The sequence below is a fragment of the Motilibacter rhizosphaerae genome (assembly GCF_004216915.1).
Classification (GTDB): domain Bacteria; phylum Actinomycetota; class Actinomycetes; order Motilibacterales; family Motilibacteraceae; genus Motilibacter; species Motilibacter rhizosphaerae.
Map to the genome: position 1 here is coordinate 363,473 of NZ_SGXD01000004.1, position 12,430 is coordinate 375,902.

The following is a 12,430-nucleotide window of genomic DNA, read 5'->3' on the forward strand; positions in this document are numbered from 1 at the left end:
GGCCGACCGCGGGCGCAGGCGCGAGACCAGGAGGACGTGTGGGAGCAGTGGGCAGGATCGTGGCTGGGGCGGCGGCGGGTGCGGCGGGCACGACGGTGCTCAACGCCGTGACGTACCTCGACATGGCGGTACGCGCGCGCCCGGCGAGCAGCACCCCCGAGGACACGGTGGAGGCCCTCGCCTCCCGCGCCGGGGTGCAGGTGCCGGGTGACGAGGACACCCGCCAGGCGCGGCTCGCGGGGCTCGGCCCGCTGAGCGGGATCGTCACCGGCGTCGGGGTGGGGGCGCTCGGCGGCCTGCTGCTCGGCGGCGCGGCCCGCCGCGGGGCCGGCGCGGCGCTCGTCAGCGGGGTCGCCATCGGCGCCGGGGCGATGCTCGCGACCGACGGCAGCATGACCGCGCTGGGCGTCACCGACCCGCGCACCTGGGACGCGACGAGCTGGGTCTCCGACGCGGTCCCCCACGCGGCGTACGGCGTGGCCACCGCCGCGGTGCTGCGCGCGCTGCTGCGCTGACGCGGCTCAGACGTCGATGCGCTCGCGGTCGAGCCCGGCCGCGCCGTCGACGATGAAGTCGCGACGCGGCGCGACCTCGTTGCCCATGAGCAGCTCGAAGACCTGCTCGGCGGCCTCCAGGTCGCCGATGGACACGCGGCGCAGGGTGCGCTGGGCGGGGTTCATCGTCGTCTCGGCGAGCTGGTGGGCGTCCATCTCCCCGAGCCCCTTGTAGCGCTGCACCGGCTCCTTCCACCGCACGCCGCGCTTCTCGAGGTCCGCGAGGGTCCGGCGGAGCTCGGCGTCGGTGTAGGTGTAGCGGTACTTCTCCTGGCCCTTCTTGGGGTTGGAGACCTCGATGCGGTGCAGCGGCGGCATCGCGGCGAACACCCGCCCCGCCTCGACCAGCGGGCGCATCGTGCGGTACAGCAGGGTCAGCAGCAGGCAGCGGATGTGCGCGCCGTCGACGTCCGCGTCGGCCATGAGGATGATCTTGCCGTAGCGCGCCGCGTCGAGGTCGAAGCTGCGCCCCGATCCTGCGCCGATGACCTGGATGATCGCGGCGCACTCGGCGTTCTTCAGCATGTCGCTGACGGACGCCTTCTGGACGTTGAGGATCTTGCCGCGGATCGGCAGCAGCGCCTGGAACTCCGAGTCGCGGGCGAGCTTGGCGGTGCCCAGCGCCGAGTCGCCCTCGACGATGAACAGCTCGGTGCGGTCGTTGTCCTCGCTGCGGCAGTCGGCGAGCTTCGCCGGCAGCGAGGAGGTCTCCAGCGCGTTCTTGCGGCGCTGGTTCTCCTTGTGCTGCCGGGCCGCGATGCGGGTGCGCGCCGCGGCCGCGACCTTCTCGAGGATCGCCTGCGCCTGGGCCTTGTCACCGCGCTTGGTGCTGCTGAGCACCTCGAGCAGGTGCTTCTCGACGACGTGCGCGACGATCCGCGACGCCGCCGGGGTGCCGAGGACCTCCTTGGTCTGCCCCTCGAACTGCGGCTCGGGGAACGACACCGTGACGACGGCCGTGAGGCCCTCGAGCACGTCGTCCTTGGTGACGTCGGGCTCGGCGACGCGCAGGACGCGGGCGTCGCGCAGCCGCTTGTTGAGGGTGCGGGTGAGCGCCCGCTCGAAGCCGCTGGCGTGGGTGCCGCCCTTGGGGGTGGCGACGATGTTGACGAACGACCGGACGACCGTGTCGTAGCCGGTCCCCCAACGCAGCGCGACGTCGACGGCCATCGCGCGCTCGACCTCGGTCGGGGTCAGGTGGCCCTGCTCGTCGAGGACCGGCACGGTCTCCTTGAAGTGGCCGGTGCCCTGCAGGCGGAGGACGTCGCTGACCGCGGCGTCGGGGGCGAGGAACTCGCAGAACTCCGCGATCCCCCCGCTGTAGTGCAGCTCCTCGACCGCCGCCGGCTGCTCGCGCTCGTCGTGCAGCACGAGGTGCAGGCCGGGCACGAGGAACGCCGTCTGCCGGGCGCGGGCCCGCAGCTGCTCCCAGTCGAGCTCGGCCTCCTTGATGAAGACCTGGCGGTCGGGCCACCAGCGCACCCGGGTGCCGGTGAGGCCGCGCTTCGCCCTGCCGGCGACGGTGAGCCCCCCGCGCGGCGTGAAGGCCGCCGTGGGCCCCTCGCCGTCGTAGACCCCCGGGTCGCCCCGGCGGAAGCTCATGAGGTGGACCTTGCCGCCGCGGTCGACCTCGACGTCGAGCCGGCTGGACAGCGCGTTGACCACCGAGGCGCCGACGCCGTGCAGGCCTCCCGAGGCCGCGTAGGACCCGCCGCCGAACTTGCCGCCGGCGTGCAGCTTGGTCATGACGAGCTCGACGCCCGTCAGGCCCGTACGCGGCTCGACGTCGACCGGGATGCCGCGGCCGTCGTCGCGGACCTCCACCGAGCCGTCCGCGCGGACCACGACGTCGATGCGGGTGCAGAAGCCGGCGAGCGCCTCGTCGACGGCGTTGTCGATGATCTCCCAGACGCAGTGCATGAGCCCGCGCCCGTCGGTGGACCCGATGTACATGCCCGGGCGCTTGCGGACGGCCTCGAGGCCCTCGAGCACGGAGAGGTGGCGGGCGGTGTAGCCGCTCGTGCGGTCGGCGGGCTGGTCGGCCGGTGCTGCGGTCACGCGGGCAAGGCTAACCCGCGCGACGCGCCGATCTGCGGATGGCGAACACGTCCGGCGGGAGGTGGGATCCGAACGTAGCGTGGTAGGACGAGAGCACGGGTCGCAGCGCCGGGACCCGTGATCGACGCCCGTACCGCCAGCGCGGCGGTGGGGCACGACGAAGGAGACGAGGGACCGTGACCACCACCCTTGCCCACGAGGCCCTCACCGCGGCCGACCGGTGCGACCGCTGCGGCGCCCAGGCGTACGTCCGGGTGACCCTGGAGAGCGGCGGCGAGCTGCTCTTCTGCGCCCACCACGGGCGGGAGCACGCGGACCGGCTGCGCCAGGTGGCCAGTGACATCCAGGACGAGTCGGGCAAGCTCGGCTCCACGCCTGCGAGCGCCCCCCTCGAGGAGCGCTAGGAGCGGCGCGGGAGGGCTCCCCTCCCCGGCCGAGGGCCAGCAGCACGACGACGAAGGGCCCCGCACCTGCCGAGCAGGTGCGGGGCCCTCGTCGTGGGACCCTGCTGGTCGCGGGACCGGGCTGGTCGCGGGACCGGGCTAGTCGAGGTAGTCGCGCAGGACCTGCGAGCGCGACGGGTGGCGCAGCTTCGACATCGTCTTGCTCTCGATCTGCCGGATGCGCTCGCGCGTCACGCCGTAGACCTTGCCGATCTCGTCCAGCGTCTTCGGCTGGCCGTCGGTGAGCCCGAAGCGCATGGACACGACGCCGGCCTCCCGCTCCGAGAGGGTGTCGAGCACGGAGTGCAGCTGCTCCTGGAGCAGCGTGAACGACACGGCCTCGGCGGGGACGACCGCCTCGGAGTCCTCGATGAGGTCGCCGAACTCGCTGTCGCCGTCCTCGCCGAGCGGGGTGTGCAGCGAGATGGGCTCACGGCCGTACTTCTGGACCTCGACGACCTTCTCGGGCGTCATGTCGAGCTCCTTGGCGAGCTCCTCCGGCGTGGGCTCCCGGCCGAGGTCCTGGAGCATCTGGCGCTGCACGCGGGCCAGCTTGTTGATGACCTCGACCATGTGCACCGGGATGCGGATGGTGCGCGCCTGGTCGGCCATGGCGCGGGTGATGGCCTGGCGGATCCACCACGTCGCGTAGGTCGAGAACTTGTAGCCCTTGGTGTAGTCGAACTTCTCGACCGCGCGGATGAGCCCGAGGTTGCCCTCCTGGATGAGGTCCAGGAAGAGCATGCCGCGGCCGGTGTAGCGCTTGGCGAGCGAGACGACGAGGCGCAGGTTGGCCTCGAGCAGGTGGTTCTTGGCGCGGCGGCCGTCGTTGGCGATCCACTCGAGCTCGCGGCGCAGCTTGACCGGCAGCTTGTCGCCGGAGCCGAGCCGCTCCTCGGCGAACAGCCCCGCCTCGATGCGCTTGGCGAGCTCGACCTCCTGCTCGGCGTTGAGGAGGGCGACCTTGCCGATCTGCTTGAGGTAGTCCTTGACCGGGTCGGCGGTGGCGCCGGCGGTCGCGACCTGCTGGGCGGGCTCGTCGTCGTCGGTGACCGAGAGGACGAACGCCTCGCTCTCCGGCTCGGCCGCGGGGGCCGCGGCAGCCTCCGGAGCGGCGGGGGCGGCGACGGCCGCGGGGGTGGCGGCGTCGGCCGGCTCGTCCTCGGCCGCGTCGTCCTCGACGACGGCGACCACGGCCTCGTCCTCGACGACGACCTCGGCCTCGAGGTCGACGGCGACGTCCTCGAGGTCGGCGATGTCCTCGAGCTCGACGGCCTCGTCGCCCTCGGCGACCTCGGCGACGACGGCCTTCTTCGCGGCGCGCTTGGCGGGCGCCTTCGGGCCCGCGCCGTCGCCGTCCACCGGCGCGGCCTGCAGCGGCGCCGCCTTGCGCGGGCGCTTCGGCTCGGCGTCGGGGAGGGCGGAGGTCGCGGTGGCGCGGCGGGCGGCCGCGGCAGCCACGGCGCGCCGCTTGACCGGAGCGGGAGCGGGGTCGAGGGCCACGACGACACCTTCCTCGGCCAGGGCCCGGAGCACCGCCTTCACCCGCGAGACCTCGATGCGGCCCTCGCACGCGTCGCGGACGGCAGCCGCGGAGACCGTGCCCGTGGTGCGGCCCTGCAGCAGCAGCTGCTGGACCTCGGGGACGGCGAACTCGGGCGGGAGCGGGCGGGGCGGGACCGACACCTACGACCTCTCGACGGGGGGAAGCGGCACGTGCTGCCGGGCGGGTCGCAGCGGCGGCAACGTCCCATTGTGGCACGCGCGGCGCGGCCGGGACAGGCCGAGACGAGGCCGGGCGCACCGCAGCGGGGACCGCCGGTCAGGGCGACCGGCGACCGCCAGCGTACGCGCTCGCGGGACCCTGCTCCGGGGAGCGGCCGTCGCGGGGGTGCCCGGGCTCAGAGCCGCACGCCGAGCACGGTGACGTCGTCGCGGCGCGCCGGCACCGGCACGCCGGCGGCGACGACGACGTCGAGCAGGGCGTCGAGCGAGGGGTCGGTGGCGCGCACCGCGGCACCGCCGGCGCCCACCACCAGCGCGTCGAGGCCGGCGCCGATGCCGCCCTCCCGGGTCTCGACGAGCCCGTCGCTGAAGACGACCACCGCGTCACCGCGGCCGAGCGGGAGCACCCGCTCGGCGCGGCCCTCCGGCATCCCGAGCGGCGTGCTGTCCTCGATGACGGAGAGCAGCTCGGCGCGGCCGTCGGCGCGCACGGCGAGCACCGGGGGGTGGCCCGCCGAGGTCGCGGTGATCGTGCCCGCCACGGGGTCGACCACGGCGTAGACCAGCGTGACGATCTGGTCCACCTCCTCCGTGGCGGAGAAGACCCGGTCGAGCCCCTGGAGCACGACGCGGGGCGAGGGGTCGGTGAAGGCGAGCGCGCGCAGGGCCGAGCGCACCCGGCCCATCCCGGCCGCGGCGCGCACCCCCTTGCCCATGACGTCGCCGAGGACGACCGCGAGCCGCCCGTCGGGGAGCACGAACGCGTCGTACCAGTCGCCGCCCACGCTCGTCGTGTCGTTGCGCCCGACCGGCCCCAGGGCCGCGGGGAGGTAGCGGGCGGCGAGCTCGACGCCGGGCACGACGGGGAGCCGCGCGGGGAGCAGGCTGCGCTGGAGGGCCTGGGCCGTCGAGTGCTCGCGGTCGTAGAGCAGCGCGCGCTCCACGGCGAGCGCCACGTGCCCGCCGAGCGCCTCGAGGGACACGCGCTCCTCGGGCGGCAGCGTGCGGCTCTCACCGAAGGCGACCCGGAGCACGCCGAGGTTGCCGGTGACCGTCGTGAGCGGCAGCCAGGCCCAGGAGTGCTCCCCCGCCGCCGTGACGCTCGGCCCGACCTCCGCGGGGTCGAGGCCCACCGCGGCGAGCCCCTCCACCGAGGAGACGTAGACCGCGCGGCCGGTGCGGGTCGCGACCGCCGTGGGCGTGCGCGCGTCGGAGGGCACGCGCAGCGGCAGCGGGCCGCCGCCGAGGACGGGGAGGCCGGAGCCCGAGACGTACGCGACCTGCTCGGCCTCGGCGACGGCGAGGCTCGCGCCGACCGCGCCGAACCCCTCGCGCATCTCCTCGGCGAGCACCGTCCCGACGTCGGCGAGCGTGAGCGCCTTCGCCAGGCGCGTGGTGACCGTGAGCAGCCGCTCCCCCCGGCGGTACGCCGCGCGCAGCGCGTCCTCCATGCGCCGCCGCGCGGTGACGTCGGAGACGAACACCGCGACCCCGACGACCCGGCCCTCCGAGCGGACGGGGAACCACTGCGACTGCCAGCGGGTGCGCGAGCCGTCCCCTGTGATGAGGACGAAGTCGTCGTCGTGCACGCTCGCGCCGTCGAGGACGACCCGGCGCAGCACGGCCTCGACCGCGAGGCCGAGGTCGCCGAGCAGCTCGCTGGGGCGCCGGCCGAGGTGCGCCTCGATGGGGTGGCCGTTGGCCGAGGCCAGCACCCGGTTGATCCGGCGGTAGCGCAGGTCAGCGTCGTAGAGCGCGAAGCCCAGCGGCGCCTCGCGCACGAGCGTGTCGAGCAGCGCCGAGTCGGTGAGGTCGAGCGCAGCGGCAGCCGCGGCCGCCGCCGACGTCCCCGTCACCTGGCCCTCGCTGGCCACCGCCCACCCCCGCTCCGCTGCGTGCACCCCTGCACAGCCGGCACTCCTCCCGCTGCGGGCACGCAGCCCGCACCGACGACGCCGGTCCCGCGTCGTGCCGTCACGCTAGCGCTTCGCGGCCGTCCGGACGCGCGATGCGACCGGATGCCCCCGTACGGCGGACGCTCAGCGGTCCTCCTCGCCCGCCTTCACGGCGAGGACGGGGCACGGGGCGTCGAGCAGGATGCGCTGCGCGTTGCTGCCGAGGATGAGCTTGCCGACCGGGGTGCGGCGGCGCAGCCCGATGACGATGACGTCGGCGCCGACCTCCTCGGCGATGGCGATGAGCTCCTCGGAGGCGTCGTGGCCGCGCACGAGCGTGCGCACCTCGTGCTCGATGCCGGCGGCGCTGAGCGCCTCGCCCACGCGCGCGAGCTCCTCCTCGTAGCCGCCCCCGGGCGCGTCCGAGGGCGCGTCGGGGACCGAGCTCACCACGACGAGGCGCTCGCGCTGGGCGCGGGCGTCCTCGGCAGCGCGGCGCAGCGCCGCACGGCCCTCGGGCTTCGGCACGTAGCCGACCACGATCGTCACCGCACGCTCTCCTCCCTGCGGGCCGCCCGCAGCGCGCCCGGCCCTCGCGGACCGGTAGCGGGAGACGCTACCGGTCGGCTCCCGGCCGCGCCCGGACCGCTCCTCGCGGAGGGGCGGTCCGGGCACGGCGAGCCGCGGGGCCACGTCCGGGGGGCGCCGGCCCTCGTCAGGAGGCGCCGCGCCCGGTCTCCTGCTGGAGCCGGTCGATCTGCTCGCTCGCCTCCGCCTTCGTCAGCCCCTCGGGGGCCTCCTCGCCCGCCTCCCGCGCGAGCGTCCCGAGGTAGCTCTCCTGGGCCCCCGTCGCGGGCTCGCCCCCGGTCACCCAGTCCTCCGGGTCCTTCTCCGCCGAGCGCGCCGCGGCGTCCCCGGTCGGCCCGCTGGTCCCTGCTGCTCCTGCTGCCACTGCCCCTCCTGGTGGGTGCGTCGTGCTCGTCGTGGTGCCCGTGCGGGCGGACGCCGGGCGGCGGTCCGCCCGCTCCAGCTGACTACCCGCGGCCCGGCGTGCGTACACCTGTTCGACACCCGCTCGGGTGGAGCTGCTGGACGCGCCGTGACCCGTCCGTTACGGTTGGCCTGCCCCACCTGTCGGCGGGGCCCTCGCGCCGCGCCGAGTCCTGCCCGGGCACGAGGCCACGTCCCACGGGCAGGAGCGGGGGACCCACTTCCCGGGTCCCGAGGTCGTCGCGCGAGCGGCGGCAGAGGGGTCCTTGGGGTGAAGCCGCGACCAGCGGCCGGGAGCAGTTCTCCTCCCGAACCCGACAGCTGACCTCGCAGGCGCGCCGGAGAGCACACGTGCGTCCTTCGCGTCCCCTGCGCGCCTACACCGGCCGCCACCGCGCCCCCGTCGCGTCCCCCGCCTCCCGCCTCGCTCCCCCGGCCGTCGCCGTGGCCGCCGGCCTGGGCATCGCGGGAGCGACGCTCGCCGCGGGCGGCACCGCCAGCGCGGCGACCCGCAGCGTCTCCTCCCGGGCCGCCAGCGCGACCGTGCACCACACCCCGCTGCTGTCGCTGCACTCGCACGGGTCCGCGGTGCGCTACCTCCAGTCGCGGCTCGGCATCGCCGTCGACGGCCGCTTCGGCGTCCGCACCCAGGCCGCCGTGCGGGCCTTCCAGCGCAGCCACGGCCTGCGCGCCACCGGCGTGGCCGACAAGTGGACCTGGCGCACGCTGCCCAAGGTCAAGCACGTGTCGCGCGACGAGGTGCGCCCCTCCACCGGTGCCGAGGGCCTCAACTGGGCCGCGCTCGCGCGCTGCGAGGCGGGCGGCAACCCGAGGGCCGTCAACGCGGCGGGCTACTACGGGCTCTACCAGTTCGACCTCGGCACGTGGCGCGGCGTGGGCGGCTCCGGCCTGCCGACGGACGCGAGCGCCGAGGAGCAGACCTACCGCGCGCAGCTGCTCTTCAAGCGCCGCGGCGCCAGCCCCTGGCCCACCTGCGGGCACCTGCTCTACAGCTGAGCGGGCTCGCGCCCGGCCGGGTCCTCTCCCCCTACGCGGGGGCGGTCCGCCAGGGACTGGCGTACGCGACGGCGCGACCGCGCGGCGTCCAGCCGGCCGCGTGCGCCCGGGCCTCCCGGTCGTCGTCCTGGGCCGGGTCGACCACGCGGACGACGACCCAGCCCGGCCGGCCGGGGGCGGCGGGCGCCCGCAGGTCGAGCTCGGCGTCGAGCGGCGTCCCGCAGGTCAGCGGGAGCACGGCCCGCACCTCGGGGAGCAGCTCACCGGCACCCGGCACCAGCACCTGCACCTCCAGCGGGCGGCCGTGCCAGGCCGGTCCGCGGTCGACGTCGAGCCGGAGCCTGCCCCCGGTCCCGTCCGGCGGCAGGGTCCCGCCCATCCCGACGCCGTCGAGGGTGGCGTCCAGCCGGAGGCCGGAGAGCCGCGTTGCGTACGTCCGCCGCGCCAGCAGCGCCTCCGCCACCCCGCTGCGGCTGTGCTCGCGCACCCAGAGCCCGGCACGCCCGCGGCCCTCGACCGTCCCCCAGCCGGTGCCGTGCTCGTCAGTCACCCCGACGAGCCCCGGCTGCCACCCCGCGTCGTGCACGGCGAGCAGCGGCGAGGGCAGCCCGTCGGCCACGCCCTCGAACAGGTAGTCCTCCCCGCGGTTGAACAGCTCGAGCGTCACCATGCGGGGGACGAGCCGCGGGTCGAGCGCGAAGCCGTCCAACCTGCCGGGCTCGCGGCCCGGGTGGTTGAAGCCGAAGAGCGGGCCCGGGCCACCGGATGGGGCAGCCCTGCGAGCGGTCGCCTCGACCTGCGCGTGCAGCCAGTCGTGCAGGACGCGGGTCCCGCCGGGGAGCGCGACCCCCGTCATCTGCTCCGAGAACCACACGTTGACGTGGCCGAGCCACGGCTCGGTCCACTCGAAGCCGCGGACCGCGGTGAACGAGCCCGGCTCGTCGGCGGCGTCGGCCAGCGCCGCGGTGCGCGACCAGCCGGCGGCGTCCATGCTCGGCGGTGCGGTCCGGTAGCGGGAGACCGCGTCCGGCGGCAGTCCCGCGGGCAGGGGGGACGTGCGCGGGAGCGAGACGTGGTCGGTGAGCGCCGCGACATCCAGACCCGCGCGCTGCATGGAGGCGTACGCGTCCTCCGGCCGCCCCGCTCCGTCGGAGAGCAGGGTGTGGTTGTGCAGGTCGGCGTGGACGACCGCGAGCCCCTCGCGCCCCGGCAGCTGCGAGCGCCGGGCCGCTCCCGTCGCGCCGGGGAGGTCGCTGCCCTGGCCCTGCGCGACGGCCAGCGTGGGCCGTCCGCTCGCGACGACCAGGGCAGCAGGGGGCGGGAGCACGCTCACCCCGGCAACCTAGGGCCTGGCGCTCGCGCCGCTGCGAGCGGCCCTCGGGCAGTGCACCCAGGACGACGGGTCAGCGCCCGGCGCGGGCGACGAGGTCGCGGACGTCCTCGGGCAGGACGCCCTTGGCCCGGCCGGCGAGACTGCCGCCGCTCTCGAGGTCGACGACGCGGAAGACCGTACGCGCGACCCGCGCCGCCCGCAGCGCGTCGAGGCTCGCCCGCTCGGCCAGCTGCGCGACGAAGTCGTCCGCGACGAGGGGCTCGGCGGAGGGCTCGGGGTCGCGGTGCAGGTGGGCGGCGAGGTCCGGGGGCAGCCGCTCGACCAGCGCGGTCGCGACGGTGTCGGGGACGCGCTCGGCGAGGACGCACAGCGTGGTCCGCGTCGCGCGGTCGGCGTCCTCGGGGGACGCGAAGCGCCCCCGCAGCTGCACGAGGCGCGTGAGCTGGTCGTAGTGCATGGCGTCCCCCCGGCCGGCCTTCCGCGACGTCGAGCCTCGGCGCTCGACAGCTGCTTCACCACGGATCGTAGCCCCGCATGTACCCCATGACACCAGATGCACACCTTCGGGTGAACGGCAGTTGACGCGACGTCATCATCCACAGATCTGGAGACGTGCCTGTGGAAGCGTTTGGGGGGGTCCGTGCGTTGGACAGGGCGAGATGACAACGACACCCGCGCTCCAGCAGGCCCTCGAGGCGACCCCTGCGGTGGATCTCGACCTCGCGGCACCGACCGCCGACCTCGTCCGACTCTACCTCGACGACATCGGGCGCACTCCGCTGCTCACCGCCGCCGACGAGGTCGAGCTCTCCCAGCGCATCGAGGCCGGCCTCTACGCCCAGCACCTGCTCGCCACCGGCGAGACCGGCGAGCACGACGCGGCGGAGCTGCGCCGCCTGGTCCGCGACGGCGACCGCGCGAAGGACCAGATGCTGCGGGCCAACCTGCGCCTCGTCGTGTCCGTGGCGAAGAAGCACAGCCACCGCGGCCTGCCCTTCCTCGACGTGGTGCAGGAGGGCAACCTCGGGCTGGTGCGCGCGGTCGAGAAGTTCGACTACCGCAAGGGCTACAAGTTCTCGACCTACGCGACGTGGTGGATCCGCCAGGCGATCGGCCGCGGGCTGGCCGAGCAGGCGCGTACGGTGCGCCTCCCGGTGCACGTGCACGAGCAGATCGGCAAGCTGAGCCGCGCGCTGCGCGACCTCTCGGCGACGCTCGAGCGCGACCCCGACGACCAGGAGGTCGCCGAGGCGCTGGGCTGGGAGCTGGCCGACGTCACGTCGCTGCGCAGGATCAGCCGTGACGCCATCAGCCTCGACACCCCGGTGGGCGAGGAGGCCGACACCAGCGTGGGCGACCTCGTCGTCGACACCGACGCGGTGAGCGCTGCCGACGCGTACGAGCAGCGGGCGCTGCTGCGCGACCTGCAGTCCGCGCTGGACCAGCTCCCCGAGCGGGAGGCGACGATCCTGCGCATGCGCTACGGGCTGCACGACGGTCGCCCGCACACGCTCGACGAGATCGGCCGGGCCGTGGGGCTGACGCGCGAGCGCATCCGCCAGCTGGAGAAGGAGGCGCTGGGCAAGCTCCGCTCCCCCGCCACGACGCAGAGCCTGCTCGACTGGGCCAGCTGAAGCGCTCGACCAGCAGCGAGGGCCCGTCCGGATCTCCGGGCGGGCCCTTCGTCGTCCGATGGCTCCTCAGGCAGGGCAGTCCTCCGCCGCGAGACGGCTTCAGGCGTGCAGGACCAGCACGGCCGCCACCCACACGGTGAGGGCGAGCGAAGCGGCCCCGAGCTCGACGAGCATGCCCAGCCCGATCCCGGTCAGCGTGCTCCACGTCGTGCGCCACGCGGCACGGGCCGCCCGCAGCCGGGCCAGCTCGGCGACGAAGACGCCGACGACGAAGCCCAGCGGGACCCCGACGAACGGCACGAGGAAGAACCCCGCCACCGCGCAGACCGCGCCGACGACCACGGTGCTGCGCGGCGCGCCCGTTCCGGCGACCGCCCGGCCAGGGACGGCGTACTTCCCGACCGTGCCGGCCGCGAGCAGCACGAGCATGAGGACGAAGGCCACCCATGCGCCGGCGCGGTGCTCCTGCCAGGCCCACACGGCGGCCGTCACCGCGACGAGCAGGCTGCCGGGGACGACCGGGATGAGCACGCCGGCGACGCCGATGACGAGCAGGACTCCGGTGAGGACGAGGCCGTTGGTGCCCATGGACCCTCCCCTGGGCTGCCCGGGTGCGCGAGCCGGAGCAGGTGTGCGGCTCGGAAAAAGGCGAAGGGCCGGTCCTCGACCCGCCACCACCCCACACAAAAAGGGGGTGTGACGGGGAGGACCGGCCCCCCACAACAGATGTCCGGCGGTGTCCTACTCTCCCACCACCCTTCGGTGGCAGTACCATCGGCGC

General features: G+C 75.3%; 12 protein-coding genes and 1 riboswitch. Of the genes, 4 read left to right on the forward strand and 8 right to left on the reverse strand.

Features of this window, described 5'->3' with window-relative positions; all coding sequences use genetic code 11:
* The first annotated feature begins 47 nt into the window (after positions 1-47).
* Positions 48-515: a hypothetical protein gene (locus tag EV189_RS16690; protein WP_130494095.1), complete on the forward strand. Its 468-nt coding sequence runs from the start codon at positions 48-50 to the stop codon at positions 513-515.
* A 6-nt stretch (positions 516-521) separates the two neighbouring features.
* Here EV189_RS16690 and EV189_RS16695 read toward each other — a convergent pair whose 3' ends face one another.
* A complete protein-coding gene (locus tag EV189_RS16695) occupies positions 522-2,612 on the reverse strand; it encodes a DNA gyrase/topoisomerase IV subunit B (protein WP_130494096.1) in 2,091 nt (696 codons plus the stop codon).
* Positions 2,613-2,788: 176 nt separating this feature from the next.
* Here EV189_RS16695 and EV189_RS16700 point away from each other — a divergent pair, with 176 nt between their 5' ends.
* Positions 2,789-3,016, forward strand: coding sequence for a DUF7455 domain-containing protein (locus tag EV189_RS16700; protein ID WP_130494097.1), 228 nt, complete (start codon positions 2,789-2,791; stop codon positions 3,014-3,016).
* A gap of 138 nt (positions 3,017-3,154) precedes the next feature.
* Here EV189_RS16700 and EV189_RS16705 read toward each other — a convergent pair whose 3' ends face one another.
* The 4 genes from EV189_RS16705 to EV189_RS16720 all read right to left on the reverse strand — a co-directional run bounded on the left by EV189_RS16705 (position 3,155) and on the right by EV189_RS16720 (position 7,627).
* Positions 3,155-4,741 (reverse strand): RNA polymerase sigma factor, encoded by a 1,587-nt coding sequence (locus EV189_RS16705; protein WP_231116499.1) that lies wholly within the window; start codon positions 4,739-4,741, stop codon positions 3,155-3,157.
* Positions 4,742-4,956: 215 nt separating this feature from the next.
* Complete coding sequence (locus EV189_RS16710) at positions 4,957-6,654, reverse strand: SpoIIE family protein phosphatase (RefSeq protein WP_130494098.1); 1,698 nt, start codon at positions 6,652-6,654, stop codon at positions 4,957-4,959.
* Between the two features lie 165 nt (positions 6,655-6,819).
* Complete coding sequence (locus EV189_RS16715; RefSeq protein ID WP_130494099.1) at positions 6,820-7,224, reverse strand: universal stress protein; 405 nt, start codon at positions 7,222-7,224, stop codon at positions 6,820-6,822.
* A gap of 166 nt (positions 7,225-7,390) precedes the next feature.
* The gene (locus EV189_RS16720; protein WP_130494100.1) at positions 7,391-7,627 is read right to left on the reverse strand and encodes a DUF3072 domain-containing protein; all 237 of its coding nucleotides are present in this window, start codon (positions 7,625-7,627) and stop codon (positions 7,391-7,393) included.
* Between the two features lie 226 nt (positions 7,628-7,853).
* Positions 7,854-8,000: riboswitch (cyclic di-AMP (ydaO/yuaA leader) on the forward strand.
* A gap of 16 nt (positions 8,001-8,016) precedes the next feature.
* On the opposite strand from EV189_RS16720, the gene EV189_RS21030 reads away from it, so the two are divergent.
* Positions 8,017-8,682: a transglycosylase family protein gene (locus EV189_RS21030; protein ID WP_269204200.1), complete on the forward strand. Its 666-nt coding sequence runs from the start codon at positions 8,017-8,019 to the stop codon at positions 8,680-8,682.
* A gap of 31 nt (positions 8,683-8,713) precedes the next feature.
* Here the strand turns inward: EV189_RS21030 and EV189_RS20335 are convergent, their stop codons facing one another.
* Positions 8,714-10,015, reverse strand: coding sequence for a CehA/McbA family metallohydrolase domain-containing protein (locus EV189_RS20335; RefSeq protein WP_165400356.1), 1,302 nt, complete (start codon positions 10,013-10,015; stop codon positions 8,714-8,716).
* 70 nt (positions 10,016-10,085) lie between these two features.
* Positions 10,086-10,472, reverse strand: coding sequence for a DUF2267 domain-containing protein (locus tag EV189_RS16730; RefSeq protein WP_130494101.1), 387 nt, complete (start codon positions 10,470-10,472; stop codon positions 10,086-10,088).
* A 202-nt stretch (positions 10,473-10,674) separates the two neighbouring features.
* On the opposite strand from EV189_RS16730, the gene EV189_RS16735 reads away from it, so the two are divergent.
* A complete protein-coding gene (locus EV189_RS16735; protein WP_130494102.1) occupies positions 10,675-11,649 on the forward strand; it encodes a sigma-70 family RNA polymerase sigma factor in 975 nt (324 codons plus the stop codon).
* A 99-nt stretch (positions 11,650-11,748) separates the two neighbouring features.
* Here EV189_RS16735 and EV189_RS16740 read toward each other — a convergent pair whose 3' ends face one another.
* A complete protein-coding gene (locus tag EV189_RS16740) occupies positions 11,749-12,237 on the reverse strand; it encodes a DUF456 domain-containing protein (protein WP_130494103.1) in 489 nt (162 codons plus the stop codon).
* Positions 12,238-12,430: the final 193 nt, after the last annotated feature.

Coding starts and splice junctions, on each gene's coding strand:
- EV189_RS16740 (WP_130494103.1), bottom strand. CDS start 12,237: ATGGGCACCAACGGCCTCGTCCTCACCGGAGTCCTGCTCGTCATCGGC.
- EV189_RS16735 (WP_130494102.1), top strand. CDS start 10,675: ATGACAACGACACCCGCGCTCCAGCAGGCCCTCGAGGCGACCCCTGCG.
- EV189_RS16730 (WP_130494101.1), bottom strand. CDS start 10,472: ATGCACTACGACCAGCTCACGCGCCTCGTGCAGCTGCGGGGGCGCTTC.